Source organism: Aliiroseovarius sp. PrR006 (assembly GCF_010500215.1).
Lineage (GTDB): Bacteria > Pseudomonadota > Alphaproteobacteria > Rhodobacterales > Rhodobacteraceae > Aliiroseovarius.
Map to the genome: position 1 here is coordinate 84293 of NZ_JAAGOY010000010.1, position 26115 is coordinate 110407.

The 26115-nt window shown below is 58.3% G+C and carries 21 protein-coding genes and 2 pseudogenes; 14 read left to right on the top strand and 9 right to left on the bottom strand.

Translation table 11 applies throughout. The features are described 5' to 3' along the window. Positions 1-127 precede the first annotated feature (127 nt). On the top strand, positions 128-2347 hold the full coding sequence (locus G0Q00_RS15160) for an ATP-binding protein (protein ID WP_163040865.1): 2220 nt from the start codon (positions 128-130) through the stop codon (positions 2345-2347). Here the strand turns inward: G0Q00_RS15160 and yaaA are convergent, their stop codons facing one another. From yaaA to G0Q00_RS15175, 3 genes are read right to left on the bottom strand one after another with little or no spacing between them, the layout of a single operon-like run. Then, a complete protein-coding gene (gene yaaA, locus G0Q00_RS15165; protein WP_163040867.1) occupies positions 2348-3109 on the bottom strand; it encodes a peroxide stress protein YaaA in 762 nt (253 codons plus the stop codon). Position 3110: 1 nt separating this feature from the next. Then, complete coding sequence (recQ, locus tag G0Q00_RS15170) at positions 3111-5153, bottom strand: DNA helicase RecQ (RefSeq protein WP_163040868.1); 2043 nt, start codon at positions 5151-5153, stop codon at positions 3111-3113. A 60-nt stretch (positions 5154-5213) separates the two neighbouring features. Then, entirely contained in the window at positions 5214-5504 is a 291-nt protein-coding gene (locus G0Q00_RS15175; RefSeq protein WP_163040870.1) for a YggT family protein, read from the bottom strand. Between the two features lie 126 nt (positions 5505-5630). On the opposite strand from G0Q00_RS15175, the gene G0Q00_RS15180 reads away from it, so the two are divergent. From G0Q00_RS15180 to G0Q00_RS15220, 9 genes are all read left to right on the top strand, one after another. After that, positions 5631-6161: an acyl-CoA thioesterase gene (locus tag G0Q00_RS15180; protein WP_163040872.1), complete on the top strand. Its 531-nt coding sequence runs from the start codon at positions 5631-5633 to the stop codon at positions 6159-6161. A gap of 69 nt (positions 6162-6230) precedes the next feature. Beyond that, complete coding sequence (locus G0Q00_RS15185) at positions 6231-7562, top strand: MFS transporter (RefSeq protein WP_163040874.1); 1332 nt, start codon at positions 6231-6233, stop codon at positions 7560-7562. A gap of 8 nt (positions 7563-7570) precedes the next feature. Next, a complete protein-coding gene (mepA, locus tag G0Q00_RS15190) occupies positions 7571-8437 on the top strand; it encodes a penicillin-insensitive murein endopeptidase (protein ID WP_163040876.1) in 867 nt (288 codons plus the stop codon). Beyond that, on the top strand, positions 8410-9336 hold the full coding sequence (locus tag G0Q00_RS15195; RefSeq protein ID WP_163040878.1) for an esterase-like activity of phytase family protein: 927 nt from the start codon (positions 8410-8412) through the stop codon (positions 9334-9336). Before mepA ends, G0Q00_RS15195 begins: the two co-directional genes overlap by 28 nt. A 116-nt stretch (positions 9337-9452) precedes the next feature. Beyond that, complete coding sequence (locus tag G0Q00_RS15200; protein ID WP_163040880.1) at positions 9453-10073, top strand: queuosine precursor transporter; 621 nt, start codon at positions 9453-9455, stop codon at positions 10071-10073. A 271-nt stretch (positions 10074-10344) separates the two neighbouring features. Further along, positions 10345-10764, top strand: coding sequence for an alternative ribosome rescue aminoacyl-tRNA hydrolase ArfB (gene arfB, locus G0Q00_RS15205; protein ID WP_163040882.1), 420 nt, complete (start codon positions 10345-10347; stop codon positions 10762-10764). Between the two features lie 101 nt (positions 10765-10865). Further along, complete coding sequence (locus G0Q00_RS15210) at positions 10866-12143, top strand: aspartate aminotransferase family protein (protein ID WP_163040883.1); 1278 nt, start codon at positions 10866-10868, stop codon at positions 12141-12143. Continuing rightward, positions 12140-13084, top strand: a complete 945-nt coding sequence (locus G0Q00_RS15215; RefSeq protein WP_163040885.1) for a phosphotransferase enzyme family protein — start codon at positions 12140-12142, stop codon at positions 13082-13084. The genes G0Q00_RS15210 and G0Q00_RS15215 overlap by 4 nt, the downstream gene beginning before the upstream one ends. Positions 13085-13298: 214 nt before the next feature. Continuing rightward, a complete protein-coding gene (locus G0Q00_RS15220) occupies positions 13299-14939 on the top strand; it encodes a TIGR04141 family sporadically distributed protein (protein WP_163040887.1) in 1641 nt (546 codons plus the stop codon). Here G0Q00_RS15220 and pncB read toward each other — a convergent pair. From pncB to G0Q00_RS15235, 3 genes are all read right to left on the bottom strand, one after another. After that, complete coding sequence (pncB, locus tag G0Q00_RS15225; RefSeq protein WP_163040889.1) at positions 14936-16228, bottom strand: nicotinate phosphoribosyltransferase; 1293 nt, start codon at positions 16226-16228, stop codon at positions 14936-14938. The genes G0Q00_RS15220 and pncB overlap by 4 nt on opposite strands. Further along, on the bottom strand, positions 16229-16837 hold the full coding sequence (pncA, locus tag G0Q00_RS15230; protein ID WP_163040891.1) for a bifunctional nicotinamidase/pyrazinamidase: 609 nt from the start codon (positions 16835-16837) through the stop codon (positions 16229-16231). A gap of 137 nt (positions 16838-16974) precedes the next feature. Further along, positions 16975-18063, bottom strand: coding sequence for a polysaccharide biosynthesis/export family protein (locus G0Q00_RS15235; protein ID WP_163040892.1), 1089 nt, complete (start codon positions 18061-18063; stop codon positions 16975-16977). Positions 18064-18173: 110 nt separating this feature from the next. Between G0Q00_RS15235 and G0Q00_RS15935 the strand changes: the two are divergent. Further along, positions 18174-18421: pseudogene (locus G0Q00_RS15935) on the top strand (transposase); the annotation flags it as partial. Positions 18422-18499: 78 nt separating this feature from the next. On the opposite strand, the pseudogene glf reads toward G0Q00_RS15935, so the two are convergent. Continuing rightward, positions 18500-19645: pseudogene (gene glf, locus G0Q00_RS15245) on the bottom strand (UDP-galactopyranose mutase). A gap of 356 nt (positions 19646-20001) precedes the next feature. Here glf and G0Q00_RS15250 point away from each other — a divergent pair. Both G0Q00_RS15250 and G0Q00_RS15255 read left to right on the top strand, forming a co-directional pair. Then, positions 20002-22062, top strand: coding sequence for a calcium-binding protein (locus G0Q00_RS15250; RefSeq protein ID WP_163040894.1), 2061 nt, complete (start codon positions 20002-20004; stop codon positions 22060-22062). 107 nt (positions 22063-22169) lie between these two features. Beyond that, complete coding sequence (locus G0Q00_RS15255; RefSeq protein WP_163040895.1) at positions 22170-22991, top strand: DUF2793 domain-containing protein; 822 nt, start codon at positions 22170-22172, stop codon at positions 22989-22991. 19 nt (positions 22992-23010) lie between these two features. Here the strand turns inward: G0Q00_RS15255 and G0Q00_RS15260 are convergent, their stop codons facing one another. Together G0Q00_RS15260 and G0Q00_RS15265 are read right to left on the bottom strand one after the other, a co-directional pair. Beyond that, a complete protein-coding gene (locus G0Q00_RS15260; protein WP_239058481.1) occupies positions 23011-23649 on the bottom strand; it encodes a sugar transferase in 639 nt (212 codons plus the stop codon). Between the two features lie 47 nt (positions 23650-23696). Then, positions 23697-25031: a UDP-glucose/GDP-mannose dehydrogenase family protein gene (locus tag G0Q00_RS15265; RefSeq protein ID WP_163040896.1), complete on the bottom strand. Its 1335-nt coding sequence runs from the start codon at positions 25029-25031 to the stop codon at positions 23697-23699. Positions 25032-25347: 316 nt separating this feature from the next. On the opposite strand from G0Q00_RS15265, the gene G0Q00_RS15270 reads away from it, so the two are divergent. Beyond that, complete coding sequence (locus tag G0Q00_RS15270) at positions 25348-25839, top strand: CAP domain-containing protein (protein WP_163040897.1); 492 nt, start codon at positions 25348-25350, stop codon at positions 25837-25839. The last annotated feature ends 276 nt before the right edge of the window (positions 25840-26115 follow it).

The window sequence follows — 26115 nt, forward strand, 5'->3', positions numbered from 1 at the left end:
CGGCCCAGCGCCGGGGTTTTTCGTTGCCGTACCCGTGCGCCTTAAATTTTCCGGGTCTCGTTAATTTCCTGTTCACCGTGATCGACGATGCTGCCTTGGACAGTATCGGAAGACCGGAGAACCGGGGATGAAAATCGAAGATATTCTTGCACAGGAACGGCGGGCCAGAATGGCCGCTGAACGGCTGTTGGCCCAGAAACAGGCCGAGCTGTCGGATGCCAACCGGATACTGTCTTTGCACGCGTTGTCCCTGTCGGACGAGATCACCGAGACCCGCGAGGTCGTCGAGGAAATCAGAGGGGAAAACACCCAAGTCCGCGCAGATCTTGAGCGCGCCAACAAAGAAATCGTGATCGCGAAGCGGCGACTGTGGGATTCGCTGGATACCATCGAGGATGGGTTTGCAGTGTTTGACCAGACCGATCGCATGATTGCTGCCAACAGCGCCTATCTGAAACCCTTTGACGGGCTGACCTGCGTGGCACCGGGCATTCGCTATGTCGACATCCTGAACATCGCGACCGAGGAAGGCATCGTCGACATCGGCAACCTGCGCCCGTTGGCGTGGCGCGATATGATGCTGGCGCGCTGGTATGCCCCCAAGCGCGATCCGCTGAATTTGCGCCTGTGGGACGGCACCCATATCCGGCTTATCGACCGACGTTCGCGCGACGGGGACATGGTTTGCCTTGGGCTGAACATCACCGAAACCATCACCTATCAAACCAAGTTGAAAGAGGCCCGCCACCGCGCCGAGGCCGCAAATCGCGCCAAGTCTGCCTTCCTGGCCAATATGAGCCACGAAATCCGCACGCCGATGAACGGTGTCGTGTCGATGGCCGAGCTGATGGCGGAAGGGGAGCTGGATGATGAACAGCGTCTCTATGTGGACACGATCCGCAAATCCGGCGAGGCGCTGTTGACGATCATCAATGATGTCTTGGATTACTCGAAGATCGAGGCCGCAAAACTGGCGCTCAACCCCGAACCCTTCGATCTGGAAAAAACCATTCTGGACGTTGTGACATTGCTTCAGCCCACTGTGCAGGAGAAAGGTATCCAGTTGTCGATTGATTTCGACCTGTTCCTGCCGTCCAAATTCATGGGCGATGCAGTGCGGTTGCGACAGGTTCTGACCAACCTGATCGGCAACGCGGTAAAGTTCACATCAAAAGGGCATGTGCTGGTCCGCGCGATTGGTTTGCCTGCTGAAGACGACAAGGATTACCGCGTCCATATCTCGGTCGAAGACAGCGGCATTGGCATTCCAAAAGACATTCAGGCCCATATCTTTGGCGAGTTCAATCAGGTCGAAGACGAACGCAACCGCCGCTATGAAGGCACCGGTCTGGGTCTGGCCATTGTACGGCGCTTGGTCAAACTGATGGATGGCGAGATCTGGCTGGAAAGCGAGGAAGGAGAAGGCTCGTGCTTCGGCTTCAACATCTCGCTGCCGGCGCTTGAACACATTGGCGAACCAAATCTGCCTGACGCACCCGGAAAAGCGGTACTTGCGCTGACCGAGGGGCTGAACAAGAGCATTCTGGGAAAGCGTCTCCGCGCGCTAGGCTATAACGTCGCGTTGGCCTCGGCGGCCACCGACTTGGCTGACATATGCAAAGGCGCTCAGGTGGTCTTTTTGGACGAGGCTCTTTGCACAGCTGTGCCTCTGGACGCCCATCCGCTACATGAACTGAAATCTGCCCACCCTGATTGCAATCTGATCGTTCTGACACCCCCGCAGAAACGCGCACCTGATTGCGGCTGCACGGCCATTGCCGCGTTTACCCTACATACGCCGGTTCTGCGTTCTGTGCTGTTCGACACGCTCAGCCAGCTCTGCCATGCGCCTGTCCCGACCCTGCCGGACACCATTGCCCACACTCCCGAACCGATCGCAGAGATGCACCCGGTCGATGACGCCCCTGCACCAACCGCCACCCGCCAGATGCGCGTGCTGGCCGCCGAGGACAACAAGACCAACCAATTGGTCTTCTCAAAACTGGTCAAGTCGCTGAACATCGACCTGCGCTTTGCCAATAACGGGCTTGAAGCCGTCGAAGCCTTTCTCGACTTCAAACCCGACTTGATCTTCATGGACATCTCGATGCCCGAGGTCGACGGCAAGGAAGCCACCCGCCGCATCCGGCTGATCGAGCAGGATCAAAACATGCCCCGCACCCGCATCGTCGCCCTGACCGCGCACGCGATGCCGGGCGACGCCGAAGAGGTCATGGCGCACGGGTTAGACAATTACCTGACCAAGCCGCTGCGCAAACCCGTCATATTTGACGAGATCATGGGAAGCTGCCCTGAGGATGCTGCGGCGCCTATGGATGACGTCTGATTAGCCCTCGTCGCGCAGGAACACGGGCTGGTCCGGGGTGCTCATCTCGGGCTGGTATTGGTAACCGCCCAGATCGAACTCGATCAGGGCGTCTGGATCGCGCAGCCGGTTCTGCATCACATAGCGCGCCATCGACCCACGCGCCTTCTTGGCATAGAAGCTGACCACCTTTGGCGTGCCGTTCTTCATCTCCATGAATTGGGGCGTGATCACGCGCAGGGCCAGTCGATCCTTCTGCACGGCAGAAAAATACTCGACCGAGGCGCAGTTCACCAAGACCTCGCTTTGGGTTTCGTCCGCGGCCGCATTCAGCGCATCCGCAATGCGCGGACCCCAGAACTCATAGAGGTTCTTGCCGCGTGGGTTCTGCATCCGTGTGCCCATTTCCAACCGGTGCGGCGCAATCTGGTCGCGCGGGCGCAGAAGTCCGTAAAGCCCAGATAGAAGACACAGATGGTCGTCGGCATAACGCAACGCGTCTTCGTCCAGACTGGGCGCGTCCAGCCCAGCATAGGTGTCACCCGCGAACATCTCGATTGCGGGTTTTTCACCTTCTCCGCTGCCAAAGACATTGAACCGATCGGCATTCAGCGCGCCTAGCTTGGGCGAGATATGCATGAGTTTTTCCAGCCCTTCCGCCCCGACACCCCGCGCGGTTTTAGCCAGAATTTCAGCTTGGTCCAAAAACCGAGGCCGCGTGCCAGCCCCATTCAGGGCCGGTTTTTCGTCCAATCGTTTGGCAGGGGAAACCACAACCAGCATGTCAGTCCTCTTCGCTTAGAATTTCCAGAAACGCGGGTCCGAACCGTTCGGCTTTGGCGTCATTCATCCCCGGCATACGGCCAAGATCGCCAATGCTCATCGGCTTGCGTTCAGCAATTTTACGTAAGGTGCCCGGCGCGATGGTCAAGTACTTGCCGGTGCCATCTTCGCCACGCAACAACTCGGTTGTGGCGTCCTGCAACCGGTCAAACAGGCTGCCCGCCGCGCGGCCTGCCAGCTTGCGACGGACGGGATGCATGTGCTCGACCTCGCCCGCGATGACCTGCAGAAAGTCGGTGCCATAGCTCTCCAACTTTTTTGCGCCAACGCCACCGATCCGCGCCATATCATCCAACGTAACGGGGCGTGTTTCGGCCATTTCAATCAGCGTTTTGTCGGTGAACACCACATAGGCGGGGACGCGCGCGGCCTCGGCCAAGGCTCGGCGTTTGGCTTTCAGTGCAGAGAGCAGCGGCGCGTCTTCTTCCGACACCAGCATCTTGGCGGCAGGGCGGCGTGTCGCCTTCAACGTATCGCGCCGGAGCGTGACTTGTGCCTCGCCGCGCAGGACCGGATGCGCCTTTTGCGTGATCCGCAGCGCACCGTGCCGTTCCGGGTCGGGTCGCACCAGATCAAGCCCCAGAATCTGCCGGAAAATCGCCTGCCACATGGGTTTCGTGTGATCCTGCCCCACCCCAAAGGTTGGCAAACTGTCATGGCCGCGCTCTTGCACGCGATCCGTCATCGTTCCGCGCAAAATATCGATCAGATGCCCCGAACCGAAACGTTCGTCAGTGCGCAAAATGGCCGACAGAGCCTTCATCACATCGACCGTCCCGTCGAACAGGTCCGGCGGGTTAGAACACAAGTCGCAATTCCCGCAGGGCTCGGCCTCCTCGCCAAAATAGGCCAGAAGCTGTTGGCGGCGGCAGCCGTGTGCTTCGGCCAGACCAAGCAGCGCATTCAGACGCCCATGATCCGCCGAGCGGCGTTCCGGAGGCGCGAGCCCTTCGTCGATCTGGGTACGGCGAAAGCGGATATCATCGGCGCCGAACAGAGTCAGCGTCTCGGCGGGCGCGCCATCACGACCCGCGCGTCCGATTTCTTGATAGTAGGCCTCGATCGACTTGGGCAGATCGGAATGGGCAACCCAGCGGATATCTGGCTTGTCCACGCCCATGCCAAAAGCAACGGTTGCGACCACGATCAACCCGTCTTCCTGCTGAAAGCGGCGCTCGACCTCGCGACGGTCATCAGGCTCCATGCCGCCGTGATAATGCACCGCCGCGTGGCCTGAATCGCGCAAGGCATTCGCCAAGGTCTCGGTCCGGGCGCGGGTGCCGGAATAGACGATCCCCGACTGCCCCTTGCGCGCGGCGGCGAAGGACAGAATTTGTTGCCGGGGGGAGTTCTTGGCAGCAAAGGCCAGATGAATGTTGGGCCGGTCGAAGCCATGCAGGAACGAGGCGGGTGGTGCGCCATCGAACAGTTTCTCGACAATCTCAGCCCGGGTTTCTTCGTCCGCGGTCGCGGTAAATGCCGCCAAAGGCACGTCCAGCGCGCGGCGCAGCTCTCCGATCCGCAGATAGTCGGGGCGGAAATCATGGCCCCATTGGCTGACGCAATGCGCCTCGTCCACGGCGATCAGGCTGGTGTCGATCCGGCGCAGAAGGTTCAACGTCCCGCCCGAGGCCAGACGTTCCGGCGCCATGTACAGCAGCTTCAGCTCGCCGCGATCAAGGGCTTCGAACACCGCATCGGTTTCTTCCTGCGTGTTGCCCGAGGTCAGCGCCCCAGCAGATACGCCCGCGGCCTGAAGCCCACGCACCTGATCGCGCATCAGGGCAATCAGCGGCGAAATCACCACCGTCACCCCGTCGCGCACCAGCGCAGGCAATTGAAAGCACAGGGATTTCCCGCCACCTGTCGGCATGATGGCCAAGGTGTTCTGACCATCACACACGGCTTGCACGATCTCGGCCTGACCGGGCCGAAAGTCATCGAAGCCGAAAACGGATTTCAGAAGATCAAGATCGCGGGGCATGTGTGTGCTGCTCGGTGTTTGAGATGCACAATCCCATGCCCGCGCGTGGGCAGCAAGGGATTAGTAGACCGCAGCGTGCAACGCATCTTTAAGAACAATCTGAATGGCAATCAGCGCGATCAGGGCAACCAGCGGTGCCAGATCCAAATTGCCCAGATTGGGCAGGAATGCGCGGATGCGCGAGTATACGGGCTCAAGCAGTTTGTTCAGGCCGTACCAGATTTGCGCAACGATCGGCTGACGCAGGTTCAGCACCTGGAAATTGATCAGCCACGACATGACGATATGCACGATCAGAATAAACCAAGCAATTTCGGTAAGCATCAGAAGGATTTTGAGAATGCTAATCATGTCGGCTCCTTGCATTTGATTTCACGACATCTAAGTCGCCCAACCGACAAGAGCAAGGGTGACGCGCGGTTGGCGTTGACGTTTGGGGAAAGTCACGGCAGGGCAACCACATCTAAAGGAGCCGCCATGTACCCCTTCGTCCGCATGATCAAAGAGATGATCAAATACGCCAAAGCCGAGCCGCTGCCCATCGATGGCGTCCATATTAGTCACCATCGCTGCTGGCCGTGGGACATCGACCTGTGGCGCGAGCTGAACAATGGCCGCACCCTGACCATGTACGATCTGGGGCGTATTCCGTTGGCGGGCCGCACAGGTCTAAGTCGTGCCTTGATCAAGAACCGCTGGGGGCTGACCATGGCCGGGGCCAGCGTCCGCTACCGCAAGCGCATCCGCACTTTCGCACGGTTCGAAATGCGCAGCCGGTTGGTCGGATGGGATGACAAATTTTTCTATGTCGAGCAGACGATGTGGCTGGAAGACGACTGCGCGAACCAGATCGTCTATCGCTCGGCCGTGACAGATCGCAACGGCATTGTGTCCACGGACAAGGTGCGGACCACCATTGGCCATTCCGGCCCGCCCCCCATTCTGCCGGAATGGGTGCAAGCATGGATCGCAGCTGACGCTACGCGACCCTGGCCACCAGAAATGTAATCCCCTTGCCCGCGCGCACGTTTCCCTGTTTGATCGACAAAAAGCACACAGGCATTCTCAGGGGCAAACATGGCAGAGATCTCGGCACGCAAGCGCATTTGGGGATGGTTCTTTTTCGATTGGGCCAGTCAGCCCTATAATACGTTGATCCTGACCTTCGTGTTCGCCCCTTATTTCAAGACCGTGGTTGGCGACGGGGCACAAGCGCAGGCCAGTTGGGGCTTTGCCGTTGGCACCTGCGGCCTGATCATCGCGATCCTCGCCCCTATTCTGGGCGCCTTCGCCGATAACTCTGGCAACCGCTTACGATGGATCTGGCTGTTTTCGATCATGTATGTGATCGGCAGCTTCGGCCTGTGGTACTCGGCCCCGGACAACTTCAACATGACTCTTCTGCTGATCCTCTTCGGCATCGGTCTGATCGGGATGGAGTTCGCCACGATCTTCACCAACGCGATACTGCCCGACCTTGGCTCGCGCGAAGAGATCGGCAGCATATCCGGCAATGGCTGGGCATTCGGCTATATCGGTGGCCTGCTGACCCTGATCATCATGCTGGCGCTGTTCGTTGAGCAGCCCAATGGCAAGACGTTGATCGGCATGACGCCCCCCTTCGGGCTGGACCCGGCAATGAAAGAGGGCACGCGATTTGTGGGTCCGCTGACCGCGATTTGGTTTGCGGTGTTCATGATCCCGTTCTTCCTGTGGGTGCGCGATCCAAAACCGGTCAGCAGCGACCCCTTACTGGTCCGCCACGCGCTGGCGAGCCTGTGGAAGACCATTCGGTCACTTCCGAAGTCCCCCAGCCTGTTTGCCTATCTCAGCAGCTCGATGTTCTATCGGGATGCGCTGAATGGGATGTACACGTTCGGCGGCATTTATGCGGCGGGCGTCTTGAACTGGTCGGTCGTTGACGTAGGCATCTTCGGCATTCTGGCGATCATAACCGGCGCGATATTCGCATGGATCGGCGGACGCGCGGACCGGCACTTTGGGCCCAAACCGGTGATCACCATCTGCATTCTTGTGCTGACCTTTGTGGCCATCTGCATCGTCTTCATCTCACGCGAGAGCGTGTTTGGCATGCCGGTCGAGCCTGACAGCAAGCTGCCCGACATTGGGTTCTACATCCTTGGCGCGCTGATCGGTGCCGCTGGTGGCGCACTGCAATCGGCCAGCCGCACCATGATGGTCCGCCAAGCCAACCCCGAGCGGATGACCGAAGCATTTGGCCTTTATGCCCTTGCGGGCAAGGCCACCAGCTTCCTTGCACCCTTCCTGATCGGCATCATCACCGCCGCGACAGGCAGCCAACAGCTCGGCGTCTCCCCGCTTATCGGACTGTTTGTTCTGGGACTTGTCCTATTGATCTGGGTTAAACCCAAAGGCACCCACGCATAGGTTTTCATATGAGACTGTTTCACAAACTGATCCTGATTGCTGGCCTCGCCCTGACCGGGGTGCCTGCGGCGGCCCAACAACCCGCGAAAGAGCTGTTCGGCGCGGCACGACAGGGAACGGCCAGCCGGTCGGCCTCGTTCGGATCGTATGCCAAAGGGTGTCTGGCCGGGGCCGAGCAACTTGCCGAGACTGGGCCGACATGGCAAGCCATGCGTCTGTCGCGCAATCGCAACTGGGGCCACCCCGAGCTGATCGACTTCGTGCAGAAACTGTCGCGCAAAGCCGCACAACAGCGCGGGTGGAAGGGGCTTTACGTGGGCGACCTGAGCCAGCCGCGTGGAGGCCCGATGCTGACCGGGCACCGTTCGCATCAAATCGGGCTGGATGCTGACATCTGGATGCTGCCTCCTAAACGCCTGAATCTAAGTGCGTCCGAGCGCGAAGGGCTCTCGTCCATCTCGACCCGTCGGTCGAAAGGCGCCTATGTAAACGAAAACTGGACCCGCGCGCATCACGAGATCATCAAGGCCGCCGCGAAAGACAAACGCGTCGCGCGGATCTTTGTCTTCCCCGGCGCCAAGGTGCAGATGTGCAAGGACGCCAAAGGCGACCGGCGCTGGCTTCGTAAAATCCGTCCTTGGTGGGGGCACCACTATCATTTCCATGTGCGACTTGCCTGCCCCAAAGGCGTGCAAGGTTGTGTAAATCAGGCTCCGCCCCCCACTGGAGATGGCTGTAAAGATGCGGAAAAATGGGTGCATGATATACTTCATCCCAAGCCCGCACCGAAACCAGCGACGCCGCGCAAACCACGCGGCCCACTGACCCTTAAGGATCTTCCCAACCAATGCGGACCCGTTTTGTCATCGCGATAGCGGCGCTTGCCGCGCTTCTGGCGCTTGATCTTGGGGCGCAGCCGGTGTCGGACGCCCAATTGGTGTCCGCCTATCGCTGGCATGGCACGGGCGAGCATTTCGGCGGGTTTTCGGGGCTAGAGGTCAGCGAAGACGGCAAAAATTTCATCGCAATCACCGACCGTGGCTATGTCGCCCGTGGCAGCTTCAACCGCGAAGAGGGCGTCATCAAAGGCCTGAACACCACCCGCCTCGGCCCGCTGAAGTCCCCGAAGGGCACCCCGTTCGGTCGTTTCCGGGCTGACAGCGAGGGGCTAGCCACCCATATGAACGGCCCGCTTTACGTAAGCTTTGAAGCTAAACATCGCGTGATGCGCTTTTCCAGTATCCGGACCAAGGGCCGCACCTTGAAAGGGCATCCGGACTTTAAGGAATTGCAAAACAACTCGTCGCTCGAGGCCTTGGCCATCGACCGCAACGGCACGCTCTACACCATTCCCGAACGCACCGGCGTCGAAGGCTCGCCCTTCCCTGTCTACCGCCTGCGGGCGGGCAGCCAGACATGGGACAAACCTTTCTCGCTCCCGCGTTTCGCGCCCTACCTGCCGGTCGGCGCCGATATCGGGCCCGACGGGAAGTTCTATCTGCTGGAACGCCACCTCAGCGGCATTCTGGGCTTCACCAACCGCGTCCGCCGCTTCGACATCACCCCGGCGGGCCTCAAAAACGAGGTCGAACTTCTGCGCACCCCCGTTGGCCTGCATGACAATCTGGAAGGTCTTGCCGTCTGGCGCGACACCGACGGCAACATTCGCCTGACCATGGTGTCCGACGACAATTTCAAGTTCTACCAGACCACGGAATTCGTTGAATATGTGGTCCCGACTCTTGCGAAACCTGCGGGAGAGGTCGCGAACTGACGCGACATCCCCCTTGTTTACAAGGGTTGATATGTCCGTTTCGTCCCTGTAAGAGACCTCCGTCCCTGATCGGCAGGGGCCAAGTCTCCGCGACCTTGATAAAACGGACCAACAACATGACCCGACTTCTTCCTGGCGTGATCGCCATGGCTGCCATTGTGGTGGCCTCAAACATTCTGGTGCAATTCCTGTTCGGCAACTGGCTGACCTGGGGCGCCTTCACCTATCCGCTGGCATTCCTTGTCACCGACGTGATGAACCGCGTTTATGGCGTGTCCGCCGCACGCAAAGTCGTCTTTGCCGGCTTCGTCACCGGCGTGATCTGCAGCTTCATCGGCACCCAGATCATGGGCGAGTTCGGTCCGCTTGTGACCCTGCGCATCGCAATGGGATCCGGCCTAGCCTTCCTGACCGCACAGCTTTTGGACGTCGCGATCTTTGATCGTCTGCGCGAAGGTCGCTGGTGGCGCGCACCGGTCGTTTCGACCCTGATCGGCAGCTCGGTGGACACCGCAATCTTCTTCACCATCGCCTTCTCGGGCACGCTGACCTTCCTTGAACCGGCCAACGACGTCAGCTGGGCGGGCGAGGTTCTGCCGCTTCTGGGCGCAGGCCCGATGGCCCCGCTGTGGGTGTCTTTGGCCGTTGCTGACTGGATGGTGAAACTGGCGCTTGCGCTGCTGGCACTGGTGCCGTTCCGCGTTCTGGTCACAAAACTTTCACCAAATCCTGCGTGAAAAGTTTTGACAAACGCAAAATATGTGGCACGCTCCTAGATATAGAAACAGCGAGAAAGGAGGTGTCCATGTCAAGAGATGCAACGGAGCGAGGTGCTGGGACAATCTAGGTCGCGGTGGTTCGAGGCAGCCCTCGAACTGAAACGCGGGCCGAGTTGACCCAAGTCTAACCGGCCCCACCTCCAATATTCTCGAAAGGGTCGTTCCGATGGAACGGCCCTTTTTCGCATCTGCCATTCCCGTTGGCCAAGCGATTGGATAGGGTGCCCACATGATCCGCGTGAATGACGATATCACCCTGCAAGACTGGGAGCTCAGCGAAAGCTTTTCACGCTCGTCCGGCCCCGGCGGGCAAAATGTGAACAAGGTCTCGACGGCCGTTGAGTTGCGGTTCGAAGCCGCACGCTCTCCCCATCTGTCGCAAGCCGTGAAGGCGCGGCTGAAGCGGATCTCCGGGCGGAAATGGGCGCACGATGGCGCGATCACCATCCGGGTCGAGGATACGCGCAGCCAAGCCCGCAACCGAGAGATCGCCGCCGAACGTCTGGCCGAAATGGTCCGCAAAGCGCTGGTCGCGCCCAAGCGGCGCATCCCAACCAAGCCCACCAAAGGGTCTCAGCGCCGACGCATGGATGCCAAGACCAAACGCGGACAAGTGAAGGCTTTGCGTGGGAGGGTCACGGATGATTGACTCTTTTACTTAATAACGCAATTACTTCGACGTAGCACCCCCACAAGGGCAAGGTCCGTACACCGAATGGACCGTACCATCCAAACACAACGGAGCATGACATGGCGGATACCTCTTCGATCCTGGAACGGCGCGCGCGGCTTCTTGGCCCGAACATGACCACCTTCTATCGCACGCCGGTTCATATCACTCGCGGCAAAGGGACATGGCTATGGGACGCGGATGGAAACCGCTATCTGGACTGCTACAACAACGTCCCGCATGTCGGCCACGCACACCCGAAAGTGGTCGAAGCGACCACCAAGCAGGCCGCGACCCTGAACACCCACACGCGTTATCTGCACGAAGGCATTCTGGATTATGCCGAGCGCCTGACGGGCACGATGGATCACGGGCTAGATACGATGATCATGGTCTGCACCGGATCCGAGGCCAACGACATCGCCCTGCGCATGGGCCGCGCCATGACCGAAAAGGTGGGCATCATCTGCACCGACAACACCTATCACGGCAATACGGATCTGGTCAGCCATATGTCCGCGAAACGCACGCCGATTGGCGGGCCAGTGGACTGGGTCAAGAAGGTGCCTGCGCCGGATACCTTGTTCCCATTGGGCGGCAGCGCCGAGGCGCAACCACAGGCGTTCGCCGACGAGATCCAGCGCGCCATCGACGAGCTGGAGGAGGCAGGATACGGCTTCGGCACACTGATCCTCGACCCATTCTTCGCCAATGAGGGCTTCCCCACCCTACCCAAGGGCTTCCTCGATCCGACCGTCGCGGTTGTTCGCAAGGCCGGAGGCATCATCATCGCGGACGAGGTGCAGCCAGGCTTTGGCCGCACCGGCCGAAATTTCTGGGGCCACGACCGGATCGGGTTGGTGCCCGACATCGTAACCATGGGCAAACCGATGGGGAATGGGCATCCGGTGGCAGCCGTCGTGACACGACCCGAGATCATGGCCGAATTCCGCACCCGCTTTGGCTATTTCAACACGTTCGGCGGCAACCCGGTGTCTGCGGCTGCCGCGATGGCGGTTCTGGATGTGCTTGAGGAAGAAGAACTGGTTCAGAACGCATGCGACACCGGCGACTATGCGTTGGGACTGCTGAAAGAGCTGTCGCACCCGATGATCGCCGACACCCGCGGCGCGGGGCTGTTCATGGGGATCGAGTTCACGCGGGACGGTGACCCGGAAGAGGCGGCTGGGTTCTGCAAAGATCTGGTGGAAGAGATGCGGAACCGAGGCGTGTTGCTGCATCTTGTCGGACGGCACTACCACGGGATAAAAATCCGCCCGCCGATGTGTTTTAACCGCGCACAAGCCGACTTGCTGGCCGAGACTCTGGACGCCGCATTGAAAGCCGTTCCCGCATGACTACCGTCTTGAAACAAGCCCTCAAGGCATGGGGCGCACAGCATGTGCGGATGATCAAGGATCGCGAGAACGCGGTGCATGAGGTGCGGATTGCCGGGAAGCCGGCCGCGCTGCGGTTGCACCGGCCGGGGTACCAGTCCGAGGCCGCCATTCGCTCGGAACTCGACTGGATGGCCGCACTGGCATCGAAGGGCATGCGGGTGCCGTCGCCGATCCCGACGAGTGATGGCGACCTTGTGTTTTCGCTGGGGTCAGATCAGTGCGCGACGATGGTGTCGTGGGTCGATGGAGCACCGATTGGGGAAGGTGGCGAGCCGCTGGGGGGTACGGCCGAGGATCAGGTCGCGCTGTACCGCAAAGTCGGCGCCGAGCTGGCGAAGCTGCACAATCTGACGGATGACATCACCCTGCCAGACGGGTTCACGCGGCACCGCTGGGACATCCCCGGTCTGCTGGGGGACGACCCGTTCTGGGGGCGGTTTTGGGAGTGTCCGGCACTGAGCGAGGACGACCGGAACATGGTGCTGCGCGCGCGGGCTGTAGCGCATGATCTGGCGACAGTTTACCTTGAGAATGGCGCGGATTTCGGGCTAATCCACGCGGACGCCCTGCGCGAGAACGTGTTTGTTCACAATGACCGACTGACCTTGATCGACTTCGACGACGCAGGGTTTGGGTTCCGGCTTTACGACCTTGCGGTGATGCTGTCGCAGAACGAAGACGAACCCGCCTATGAATCGATCAAGGCGGCGGCGCTGACGGGGTATCGAGACCACCGTGCGCTGAGCCAAGAGGCGGAAGACCTGCTGCCCATGTTCCTAATGATGCGCCGCTTTGCGTCGATGGGCTGGGCGGTTCCGCGATACGATCCGACCGGCCCCGAGGTCGCCAGCTATACCCAAAAAGCCGTCACCGCCGCCCGGAATTTCCTTGGGGGATAAGGGGCCGCGTGACGGGCGGAAATGTTTAAACCTTTTAACGCAGGATTGGCCGGGGTTTTAAAGTTTTTAATGGTGTTTTGGGGTGGGTTTTAAAGGGTTTAAGGGTGGGTTACCTTACGCTCCACCTATCCGATCCACCTACCAGTTCAGATAAACCTTGAGGAGATGGATTCGATACTTATTGTGATTCATATTCCAATTTCGGAGTTTCACTTTGCCAAAGAAAAAAAGCTTCACATTTCATATCGCCAAGTCTTCCAAAAAGGACTTCAGAGATTACCTTTCGGAAAACGCACGTGCAAACCTAGCTGCACTCAACTCACAAAGCCTAGGGATTAAAGGTTTCGGCGAAAGGGCGGCACTGTTCATCTTTCGCGGTCCCTCAAGCCCACCTAAATGGCTCAAGCAACTCTCAGCCGCTTTTAAGGGAATAGAAGAGTTTTCAACATCTTCAGGCGCTGCCGTTTTGTTGTTCGAATCTAACAAACGGGTATTGGCCGTCACATTCTCTCATGGCTGGATGTATCTCGATCAAAGGCAGTTCGCAGCCGATTTCGGTATAAAGGTCGCCGTAAACGCACTTGATGTTGGCAAACTCAGAAGACTTGATAGATCAAACTTAGGCGACGCCCTCCAAGGAGTTTCGCAATCTCCCTTTCAACGAGAGTTTCGATCGCTTTGGACTTCGGACGCTCTAGATATCGTTTCTAGACTGAGCGGAAAAACAAAGGATGACGTAAGCTCAGATGCAATGACCGGCTCCAAATCTCTAAAGATCACCGGGGAATACGAAATCGCAGATATCCCTGATGTTTCATCCGAATTGGTAGAGTTATTTGAATCGAAGGCGTACAAAGGCACGGATTTCGCAATTATCGACTTCGTTCGACCAATTTTGGATCGAGAAGAGATCTCAAAATTAGATGAGTTGGCAGCTAAAAGCATCGCCAAGGGTGAGCAGAGTTTCGAGCTTTCACTTCCTCTCGACGTTTCGGCCGATGCCACCGCGTTTACCTTCAAAGGAGCTAGAACAAAAAGGACGTACCCTGACTTAATGCTTGGTCACTACCAAAAGAGTCTCGGAACTAAACTACCTGATGTCAGGCCCAAAACGCTTAAATCACACAAGGTTGTGGCTCATTTCGATGACATGCGTCCCTCTCTTAGTATGTCCATTAAAGACGCTCTTGTTGGTTCGATCGAAATGGGGACCAAGAGATATGCAGCCAACGAAGGCAATTGGTTTAGGATTGACGAAACATTTCGGCAGACGATGGAAGCCCGCTTTGACGAACTTAAAACCAACTGGTCTGATAGCGTGCCCCCAGTAATCATTTACAAATACGACGAGAAGAAGAACGGAAAACTAGAACGAGAAGACGACTACAATAAAAGACTGTCTAAGCACTACGGCTTTGCGTTGTTAGACAAAGAAGAGATAGTTATTCCGAACGCCCCCCATTCTGGTTTTGAACCGTGTGACCTGCTCGATGTCGCGGGAAAAAGGTTCATCCACGTGAAAAAATCCTCAAGGCGCTCAGCGGTGCTGAGTCACTTCTTCAAGCAGGGATCAAATTCCGCTCGTCAGTTCAGTGGCGTACCGTCGTGTTGGGCACAACTAGGTAAAATGCTAAGAAACCAAAACCGTGTCGAAGAGGCAAAAAAAGTTGAAGACAAATCGTATCGCAGCGGGTGGACGGTCGAGTATTGGATAGTCGATTACCCTAGGAAAAACGGAAAATTCAACATTCCTTTCTTTAGTAAGATTTCTCTTCACGACGAAGCACAAGATATTGAGTCTAGGCAGTTCTCCGTTGCACTAAAGTTCATTCAGAGACCGAATGTAGTGCTCTAAACCACAACCTCCATCCCAACCTGTTCGCCGACCCCAAACACACGCTTATAGCGAACAATCTCGTCCTCCGGACCCATCGCCTTGTTGGGGTTGTCAGAGAGCTTCACCGTCGCCCTCCCGTTCGCTTTCACGGCCTTACAGACCAGCGAGAACGGGGCGAGGGCGTTGTCGGGGACGAGGTCTCGGAAATCATTCGTCAGCAGCGTGCCCCAACCGAAGCTGGTACGCACTCGGCCTGCGAATTGCTGGTGCAGTTCGATGATTTTGTCGGTGTCCAGACCGTCCGAGAAGATGACCATTTTCTGGGTAGGATCCTCGCCGCGGGATTTCCACCAATTGATGGCGGTCTCGGCGCCTGTGGCGGGGTCTCCGCTGTCGATGCGGATGCCGGTCCAGCCGGCCAGCCAATCGGGCGCGTTGTCCAGAAAGCCCTTGGTGCCATAGGTGTCGGGCAGGATGATGCGCAGGTTGCCGTCGTGCTCCTGCTGCCAGTCGGCAAGCACGTCATAGGGGGCTTGGGCCAGCGCCGCGTCGTCCTCGGCAAGGGCCGCGTAGACCATGGGCAGTTCGTGGGCGTTGGTGCCGATGGCTTCGATGTCGCGCTTCATGGCGATGTGGCAGTTCGAGGTGCCGACGAAGTTTTCGCCCAGCCCCTCCATCGCCGCCTGCACGCACCAATCCTGCCAGAGGTAGGAGTGGCGGCGGCGGGTGCCGAAATCGGCAAGGCGGAGGCCGTCGAGGGTGCGGAGTTGCGAGATCTTCTCCCACGCGCGGGTCATGGCGCGGGCGTAGAGGACTTGTAGTTCGAACCGGCCCATACCCCGCAGTACAGCGCGCGAGCGGAGTTCCATGAGGACGGAAAGCGCAGGGATTTCCCAGAGCATGACCTCGGGCCAGGAGCCTTCGAAAGTCAGTTCGTATTGGTCGCCTACGCGTTCAAGATGGTAGGGCGGCAGGCGCATGTTCTCGAACCACTCCATGAAGTCATGGCGGAACATCTGGCGTTTGCCGTAAAACGTATTACCGCGCAGCCATGTGCTTTCGCCGCGCGACAGCGACAGCGAGCGGATGTGGTCCAGTTGCTCGCGCAGCTCGCCCTCGTCGATGAGATCGGCGAGGGGCACGTGTTTCGAGCGGTTGATCAGGCTGAAGGTAACCTGCGCGTCGGGCTTGTTGCGGAAGACCGACTGGCACATGAGCAGCTTGTAGAAATCGGTGTCGATCAGCGAGCGGACGATCGGATCGATCTTCCAGTTGTGATCATAGACGCGAGTGGCAATATCAACCATTTACGCCTCCAGTTTCACGCCTGCGGCGCGCATGTTGTCACGGGCGGTAGCCAGCGAGCCGTCAAGGTCGATGGCACGGCAGGCGGCTTCCAGAACGGTGACGTCGAAACCCAGTTTGGCACCGTCGATGGCCGAGTAGGCGACACAGAAATCGGTCGCAAGGCCGACCATGGTCAACTTGGTGACGCCACGGGTGCGCAGGTAGCCTTCCAGCCCGGTGGGGGTCGTCTGGTCATTCTCGAAGAAGGCGGAATAGCTGTCGATCTGCGGGCGGAAGCCTTTGCGGATCACGAGGTCGGCGGGGGCCGTTAGAAGATCGGGGTGGAAAGCGGCCCCATCTGTGCCCTGCACGCAGTGGTCGGGCCATAGGACTTGGGAACCATAGGGCATCTCGGTCATCTCAAACGGGGCTTTCCCATCGTGCGACGACGCGAACGAGCTGTGACCCGCTGGGTGCCAGTCCTGCGTGAAAACTTTCACGGCAAAGTCGGGCAGCATGGCATTGATCAGGGGCACAATCTGGTCGCCTTCGGCGACGGCAAGGGCTCCGCCCGGGCAGAAATCGTTCTGCACGTCGATCACGATCAGGGCTTCATCTGCGGTGCGCATGGGCGGTCCTCCTTGAACTTCAATGGGTAAGGACCGCGCGCAGAAGGGTCAAGCAACGAGCGCCAAGGATGCATGCAGCCACACGAAAAAGGGGCGCGCACCACGCGCACCCCTTCAAAAGCCACATTCGGTCAAGCCTAGAGCCTACTGATGTCAAACGTGATCCCGGTCAGCTGGCGGACCAGTCGCACCAAGGTGTTGCTTGCCGCGATCGCGCTTTCGGTAACAAGCACAGTATCCTTGCTGTGGATCTGGAACTTGCCCGCACTGAACAGCCCGTCAGCAGTGGTCAGGTCGATCACAAAGACGCTGCGCACATTGTCTGGCCCCTGATCGTCTGCGCGCACGGCGGTTTGCGGATACTCGCGCAGGATCAAGATCCCTTTCGGGTTGGCGCGTTGATCCGTCAGACCACCAATCAATGACATCGCATCAAGCGCGGAAATCTCGGGTTTCGAGAACGGGATCAGCGCCTCTTTCGAGGCTGCCCCCAGCGAGCGGAAATAGCGGCTGTCACTTTCGACGGCCAGCTTGTCTCCGGGACGCAAATAGGTGTCATAGGACGCGTTGGACATCACTTCCGACAGGGGACGCTGATAGGTTTGGTTTCCCCGGATCAGTTTGACGCTGGGGTTCTTCAGACTTTTGTCCGGGCCGCCCGAGGCTGCGATGGCGTGCAACACGGTAAAGCTGGGGTCATCAAGCGTAATCGGACCGGGACGCGAAACGCCCGACACCACCGAAACCGTGCCGCGTGTACCCTGCTTAACATTCAGCTGCACCTGCGCCGAGGGGATCGCCTCGACATACTTACGCTGGATGCGGGCGCGGGCCGCCGAATGGGGCATGCCTGCGATATGCACGCTGCCGACGAAGGGCAGGAAGATGGTGCCGCCGGAAGAAACAAGCATATTCTTCATCTCGACCGTGTTCTGGCCGGGCGAGGACAGAAGCGAGGATTCCTCGCTGTCCCAGACAATCACGTCCACGCGGTCAAACGGCCGGATCGGTTTGTCGACGCTCGCGGCCCCGCGCGATGGCCAAGTATAATCGCCGTCCGCGTTGGGGGCAGGCCAGCTTGCAATGGCAGGCAGGGTCGCCTTGGACACGGTGTATACAGCCAGATCAGCACTGCTGTCAGCGGGTCCGCCAACAATCTCGGATTGAAGGGCCGCACCGCGTGGCGCGTCACAGCTGGCCAAAGCAAGGACAGAAACCGCAATCAAAACAAAACGCCTCCGCGCAACCCCCAAGGATTCTTTGTGGTTCAAGGTGACCTGAGCCCCTGTATCTCCTCCAGTTATGTGTAGAGTCCGCCCAACTTAAGGACGGACAAATGAAGACGAGGTTCACCGACGAACAGATCATCCAGAAGATCAAGGAGCAGGAAGCAGGCGAGCGGACTGCAGATGTGTGCAGGCGCTATGGGGTTAGCTAGGGCACCTTCTGCAAATACACATCGAAGTATGGCGGCCTGGAGCCTTCAGAGGCCAAGAAGCTGCTGGCGGAACAGATGTTGGACAACGCCACGCTTCGGGATGTGAACTCAAAAAAATGGTAACGCCCGATGCCAAGCGGATGGCGGGGTCAGACGGATTGCGCCATCGAACCTTGCGCCCCCACACAGACGTTTTGAAACTGGCCGATCGCTGATCGCGCGCTTCAGGGATCGACCGCGAAAACCGGCATCTTGTCACCGCCCTCGACGGACTTGCGGAACATCTCGGCAGTGTCCAACGCCTCGCGAATGGTGACGTCCATATCCAGATAGCGACAGGTGCCCAGACGGCCCACGAAGGTCACGCCCGTGGTGGTCTTGGCAAGATCCACATAGTCCGCCAGCAGGGCTTTCTCATCGACCTGAAGGATCGGGTAATACGAAATATCCTCTGGCCCACAGGCGCACGAGAATTCGCGGTAGCAGACCGAGCCTTCATGCTCTTCCCACGGGCTGAAATGCTTGTGCTCGGTGATGCGGGTGTAGGGAATGTCCTCTTCCCCATAGTTCATCACCGCTCAGCCCTGATAGTCACCGTCATAGGTAAAGCGTTCGAAGTCGAGCGTACGATAGCCCAGACGTCCCAGCTCGAAATCAAAATATCCATCCAGCGGACCAGAGTAGAAAACGTGGTCGTATTGGTCGGCCTGATCGCGGGTAAAGCGGGTGTTCAGATGGACGGTGATCGTGGAATGATCCAGAATGCGGTCGACCATCGAGGTATAGCCGTCTTCCGGCACCCCTTGGAATTTATGGGAGAAATAGTTGTCGTCGTAATTGAAGCGCACCGGCAGGCGTTTCAGGATGCTGGCGGGCAGTTCGGACGGCTGCATACCCCATTGCTTGATCGTGTAGCCTTTGAAGAACGCCTCGTAGAGATCCCTGCCGACAAACCGCAGCGCCTGCTCCTCAAACGTCTTGGGATCCTCGACCGAGGTATCGGCCTGCTCGTTGGTGATGAACTCCAACGCTTCGTCCGGGCGCATCGACCGGCCGAAGAACTAGTTGATCGTATGCAGGTTGATCGGCAGCGAAAACACGGTCCCCTTCGAGGTCGTTTTCACGCGGTTCTTGAAAGGCAGGAAATTGGCGTGCCGGTTCACATAGCCCCAGACCTGTTCGTCATCGGTATGAAAGATATGCGGACCATAGACATGGACCATGACCCCGGTATCGGCGTCCCGTTCAGTGTGGCAATTGCCCGCGATGTGGTCGCGGCTTTCCACAATGATGACCTGATGCCCATCTCCCGCAAGCTCGCGCCCGATGACGGCACCGCTCAGACCAGCTCCGACAAGTAAGATGTTCATCGCTATCTCCGACGTGAATGCCCCCGCGTTGTTCCACACCGCGTTTTTTTTGGCGAACAGGAATGGGCAGGTGTGGTTGCATTCAGCCGAGTGCCCGGCGTCACAAGGCAGCCCACGCCCTGCGACTAGGCCTGACGGGAAATGCAGTTATTACAAGAGCTAAGGCAGCGCGACGGCGTGCAACGTTGGTCACTGCGCAGCGTGGCGCCGCAATCATTAGCAAGCCATTAAGATTCAATTGCTTACAATTCCTAAACAAACTCCTGACGACAGATAAACAGTCGTTAACCTCCAACCAACACACTCGAATTGCGTTCTTAAGCGCGTGGGTGAAATCGAGGGTGGTTGGGGTGACCATGTTTAGTTTCGCTGGCACCAGCTTCGGTGCCAGTCAGTTATATGAATCAGGAGTTACAGATCTGAAGATCGTCTGGCAGGATGGCCAGGCGCATCTTGTATCGATCAGCGCATCCGCTGGCGGGTCCATGATACAAACCATCGGCGCGGGCGGCACACTGACGCTGTCAGATCAGGTCTGGACCGGAGGGGGGGCGGTATCTTCGTCCGCTCCTGTCCTGGAAACCATCACACACCAAGGCGCAACTGTCCTGCTGGCCTTTGGGCAAAGTGACTGGGGGATTGCGGGCCTAACTCTAGCCCCCGACGCGGCATTGTCGGATCCGGTATTCTATCAGTGGGGTCCAAGTGGGGTGGGGCTGCTCACGGCCCTGCATGCGACAGTCATCGACGGCGAGACACATATCTACGCAGCCAGCATCACCGGCGAAGGCTTTTGCCACTACACGCTTGATGGCACGAACACCCTCATATTACAGGGTAATTATAGCCAGCCTGCGTCTCTGTCCGAACCGGATTTGATCGACATAGAGACCGTTGATTTCGGCACGCATCAGGTGCTGATCACGGCCTCGTCCGCAGGGGATGGCATCGCCAGCTATCTGCTAGACGCCACGGGCGCGCCGACTTTGGTGTCCGAGCATTCCGCCGCCACAGTGCTGCCGGTTGGTACGCCAACCAAGCTGGCCACCGGGACGGTTGGAAGTCAGAACTTTGTCATCTTGGCCAGCGCGGGCAGCTCGTCCTTGACCGTATTTGCGGTCGACGCGACAGGCACGCTAACCCCGGCGGACCATGTCATCGACAACAAATTCACGCGCTTCTCGGATGTGACCGAGCTGACCACCGTCGAACACCATGGACGCCTGTATGTCATCGCGGGTGGCTCTGACGATGGGCTATCACTGTTCACGCTGCTGCCTGACGGCAGATTGGTCCATCTGGACACCGTCTGGGACACGAACACAACCGCCCTTCAGAACGTCGCAGCCCTTGAGGCCGCCAGCGTGAATGGGCAAATCGTTGTCTTTGCGACCAGTGAGACCGAACTGGGGATCACCCAATATACGATCGACCCAGACCCGGCAGGCGTGACGCTGATAGGCGGTATCGCGGGGGATACATTGACCGGAGGCGCGGACAGCGACGTCATTCTTGGCGGCTTTGGCGACGACACTTTGGCTGGCGCGGGTGGCGCAGACATGCTCAGCGATGGCGCGGGCGCGGACACAATGACGGGTGGGGCCGGCGCGGACCTGTTCATCCTTGGTGACGACGGCAATCTAGATACGATCACGGATTTCGATCCGACCGAGGACTCCTTGGATCTGAGCAGCTATCACATGCTGTATGACGCAAGCCAGCTTGACGTCACCTCGACCCTCTGGGGGGCCATACTGACCTATAAGGACGAGGTTCTGCACGTCTATCGTGCGGGTGGTGGGGCGCTGGATGCCTCGCATTTTCAGACACCGGACATATTGGCGCTGGACCGCCCCCCGAACGGGTTCGAATTTATCCCAGGAAACTTGGACGGCACCCCGACTGACGGCAGCGCCCCGGACATTGAAACCGTTTGTTTTTCAAAAGCAAGTTCCGGCACCCTGACCGGCTTCCGCAGTAGTAAGATCGAACAGGCTGCCACGGACAACCAAGCTCGTTCCATCGAAAGCCTGACCGAAGTGGTATTCAGCAACGTGTTCGTTAGCGACCGCAACGGCATTGCTAGCTACATCGATATGACGGACGAATACCTCGTCAGCAACGCAACATCTACTTACATCATGTCTGCGGATCACGGCCTGAATAGCGACGTTGATCAAGGCAATTTTGCATTCAACGACAGCGTCGAACGCATTCTCGAGTTCGCTTTCGCAGATGACGAGTTCATGTTTGACAATGCACTTTGGAACGACCGGCATCTATCAGATGAGCCGGTTTTCAGGTCCGCAATCACCAGAGAAATCGGGGAACTGGTTGACTTGGGCGACTGGGACCTACTGGCGGTTCTCGGGGTTAACGACCTGTCACATTTTGAGGGGCTTGTTGATTTCTGGTAGGCGGACCATTCGTGGTGCCTACGTAATGCAACGCACGCTTGGGTGCGGCCCCGTTAAGTATTTTCGCCAATCACTTGGACGGTAACGACCTTTTCGCGGAGAGCCCCATGAGCCAGTCCCCTATCCTGTCCCTACCCCTGATCCAGCCGTCTCAGGCGCAAAAACATGTCACCCATAACGAAGCGCTTCGGGTGTTGGATGTGTTGGTCCAACTGACAGTCCAAAGCGCCGACGGGACGGTGCCCCCCGCCTCACCAGCCGAGGGGGACCGCCACATTGTCGCCAGCGGGGCAACAGGTGACTGGGCCGGGCGGGATCACAACATTGCCCTTTTGGAAAGCGGTGTCTGGCAGTTTTTTGTGCCATCGGAAGGTTGGCACGCCGATGTTCAAGCCACAGCCAAAACGATGCGGTTTGACGGCAGCGCCTGGGTCGAGATGACACTCGACACCAACAATCTGGACCATGTCGGCATCAACACAAGCGCCGATGCAACCAACCGGCTGGCGGTGTCCTCGGACGCCACGCTTTTGACCCATGCGGGCAGTTCGCATCAGCTAAAGGTCAACAAAGCTAGCAGCGGCGACACCGGTTCCTTGCTGTTTCAGACCAACTGGTCGGGGCGCGCGGAGATGGGGTTGGCGGGGAACGATGACTTCTCGATCAAGACCAGCGCGGATGGGTCCAGCTGGCACAGCGCGGTCGTGGCCACCGGGAACGGAGACGTTGGAATCGGCAAAGCCCCGGTGGCCAAGCTGGACGTGGACGGGGTGATGAAGCTGACCCCGGCTCTGACAGCCGACCTTCCTGCTGCAGCAACCATTGGGACGGGCGGCATCGCCTTCGTGTCGGATGCGACCGGAGGCGCTCAGCTGGCCTATAGCGATGGCGCGGCGTGGCTGAAAGTGGCGGACGGCAGCGCGTTGTAACCAGTAGTACTGCTTTTGATCACTGCCCGCGAATACGGGCAGCGCGACGCCCTGGCAGCGGCACCGATTTCGCCGCTGTCAGATACAGTACGTACAGATCCAGCATCAGCGACTTGTTCCGGTGATAGATCATATCCAAATGCGCTTTGCGTGGAATGCAGCGACGCAAGTAAACGTCTTCCGCTTCTTTCTGCGAATGGCACTCGGCCAACATTTTTTCTTCGTGGGAATGAAAGATGATCGAGGCCATCCCGGTGATGCCGGGGCGGTCCAAAAGCACCTGCTGATAAATTGCGGGACAGGCGGCGACATAGCGCGGCTCGGGCGGGCGCGGGCCCACGAAACTCGTCTCGCCTTTCAGCACGTTCAGCAGTTGCGGCAGCTCATCCAGACGATGGTCGCGAAGATACCGGCCCAGCTTGGTAATCCGACCTCTTTTATGCCCACCGGTGATGCCCACGCTTTCATGCGCAGGGGCCGTCCGCATCGTGCGAATCTTCATCTGGTCGAACACTTGGTCAAATGCGGTGTTACGACGCGAGCGGTAAATGAATGGGCGTCCATCCTTGGCTAGCACCACGACGTACAGACCCGCCAGAGCGGGAATCACCGGCACCATAAGCACAAGTGCCAATACGATGTCGAAAAGCCGTTTCAACCTGTGCCGGTTCCTTGCCTGCTTCCTCCCGCTGCAGGAAGGGGGCCTTAGTCATGCCATTCCCCGGTGCCGAACCCGCGACGCCCGACGGCACAATAGGTCGTGAACCCCGCTCGCTCCGCATCCGATGGCGAATAGATGTTGCGCAGATCGGCCATCGCTGCCGTGTTCATACCTTCGGCCAGACGTTTCAGGTCCAGCGCTCGGAACTCATTCCACTCGGTCAGAAGCACAACCGCATCCGCATTCTCGGCAGCCTTATATGCATCTTCGAACCAATGTGCACCCGGCAAAAGCGCTTTGCCCTCGGCAAGGCCCTGAGGGTCGACGACACGGACGGTTGCCCCACCGCCGATCAAAGCCGGAACGATGGTCAGGCTGGGTGCATCGCGCATGTCATCCGTGTTGGGTTTGAAGGTGACCCCGAGCACGACAATGGTCTTCCCCGAAACACCGCCGCCACACATATCGACCACCTTGTCGATCATCCGGCGTTTGGCGCCGTCATTCACGTTGATCACAGCCTCGGTGATCTGCATCGCCATGCCGTTTTCCTGACCAATGCGAGCAAGCGCCTTGGTGTCCTTCGGGAAACAGCTTCCGCCATAGCCCGGACCCGCGTGCAGGAATTTGTTGCCGATCCGACCATCCAGCCCGATGCCTTTCGACACTTGCTTCACGTCTGCATTCACGCGCTCGCACAGTGCGGCGATTTCATTCATGAAGGTGATCTTGGTCGCCAGGAACGCGTTCGCCGCGTATTTGATCATCTCAGCGCTTTCCAGATCGGTGGTGACAATCGGAAAATCACGCAGGAACAGCGGGCGATAGATCTCGGCCATCACTTGCGCAGCGCGGTCGTTCTCGACGCCGACTACCACGCGATCCGGCCGCATGAAGTCATCAATCGCGGCACCTTCACGCAGAAATTCCGGGTTCGAGGCCACGTCAAACTCCAGTTCCGGATTGGCCCTCGCGATCACCTCGGCGACGCGGCGATTGGTGCCGACGGGTACCGTGGACTTGGTGACGACCACGGCATGGTGGTCCAATGATTCGGCAATCTCTTCTGCAGCTGCGAAAACATAGGTCAGATCCGCATGGCCATCACCACGACGCGTGGGCGTGCCAACAGCAATAAAGACAGCATCCGCCCCTGAAACGGCTTCTTTCAAGTCTTCAGTGAAGGTCAGGCGCCCGGCCTGAACGTTTTTCGCCATCAAATCTTCCAACCCGGGCTCATAGATCGGAACCTTGCCCGCTTCGAGCATCCGGATCTTGCGCGGATCCTTATCGACGCAAACGACTTCATGTCCAAAATCAGAAAAACAAACCCCCGATACGAGCCCAACATAGCCCGTTCCAATCATTGCGATTTTCATCGGTCATTACTCTCATGTATTTAATAAAACTGCATAACTTTGGTGCGAGAAACACCGCTGCAAGTCAATGGACCGCGCCATATAATTGCCAAGAAATGGTCTCGCATTCCTCAATTACTTATTGAACAATAGAACCTAGGATCCGTCATTCCCACTCAGATCGGAGACAAAAATGTTGCGCCCCTTGTTGCCCGTCATGCTGACCGCATGCCTTGCTGTCTTCCTGTCACCTGCCACAGCGCAGGCCAAGTGCTCTGTTCAGCGCGTTGCAGGTGAAGAAAAATCCATATCCTACAAACAGTTGAACCAAGCGATTTTGGATGCCGCGATCTTGGCGGAGGTGAACTTTTACCGGTGCAAACACGGCCTACCAAAGCTGACTGCGGCAAGCGGTTTGCGCACACAAGCCAGCAAACACTCGAAGTGGATGGCGAAGTCCGGCAAGCTGAGCCATAAGGCGTCGAGCGGGAAAACAAGCAGCCTGAAGGGGCGGCTCAAGTCATCGGGCGTGAAGTATAAAACGGGTGCTGAAAACATCGGCGTCATGCGTTTGTACAATATCGACAATCGTCAGTTTCTGATTCGATCCTCTGGGAAATGCGTGTTCACAACGCCTTCTGGCCAACCCATCGGGCGGCACAGCTATCGCAGCCTGGCCAAATTGGCCGTACGCGAATGGATGGAATCTCCGGGTCACCGCAGGAATATCCTACGCCGAAACCTTCGCTACACCGGCGCGGGTGGCGGGATCCGCCCGAATTCTCAGTACTGTGGTGCGGTTTTCCTGACCCAGATATTTTCGGGCTAAGATGCGAGTATGGCAACCAAGCCACATCGGCCAAACTTCGCTGATCGAGCAGGGGTGGCTGGCAGTTCATCCTTCCAAAATCACTGCTTCTATGAGAAATATAGCGTGACGGCACGCTAAAGTAGTGAGCCCGCGCACCATTATGGAGTATGTAACATGAAAAAAGTCATGACCCTTGCCGCTGCTGGCATGATCGCTTTGTCCGCCCCCGCTTTTGCTGGCGGCTACAGCGACCCGATCGTTGAAGACGTTGTTGTGGTTGAAGAAGCTGCAAGC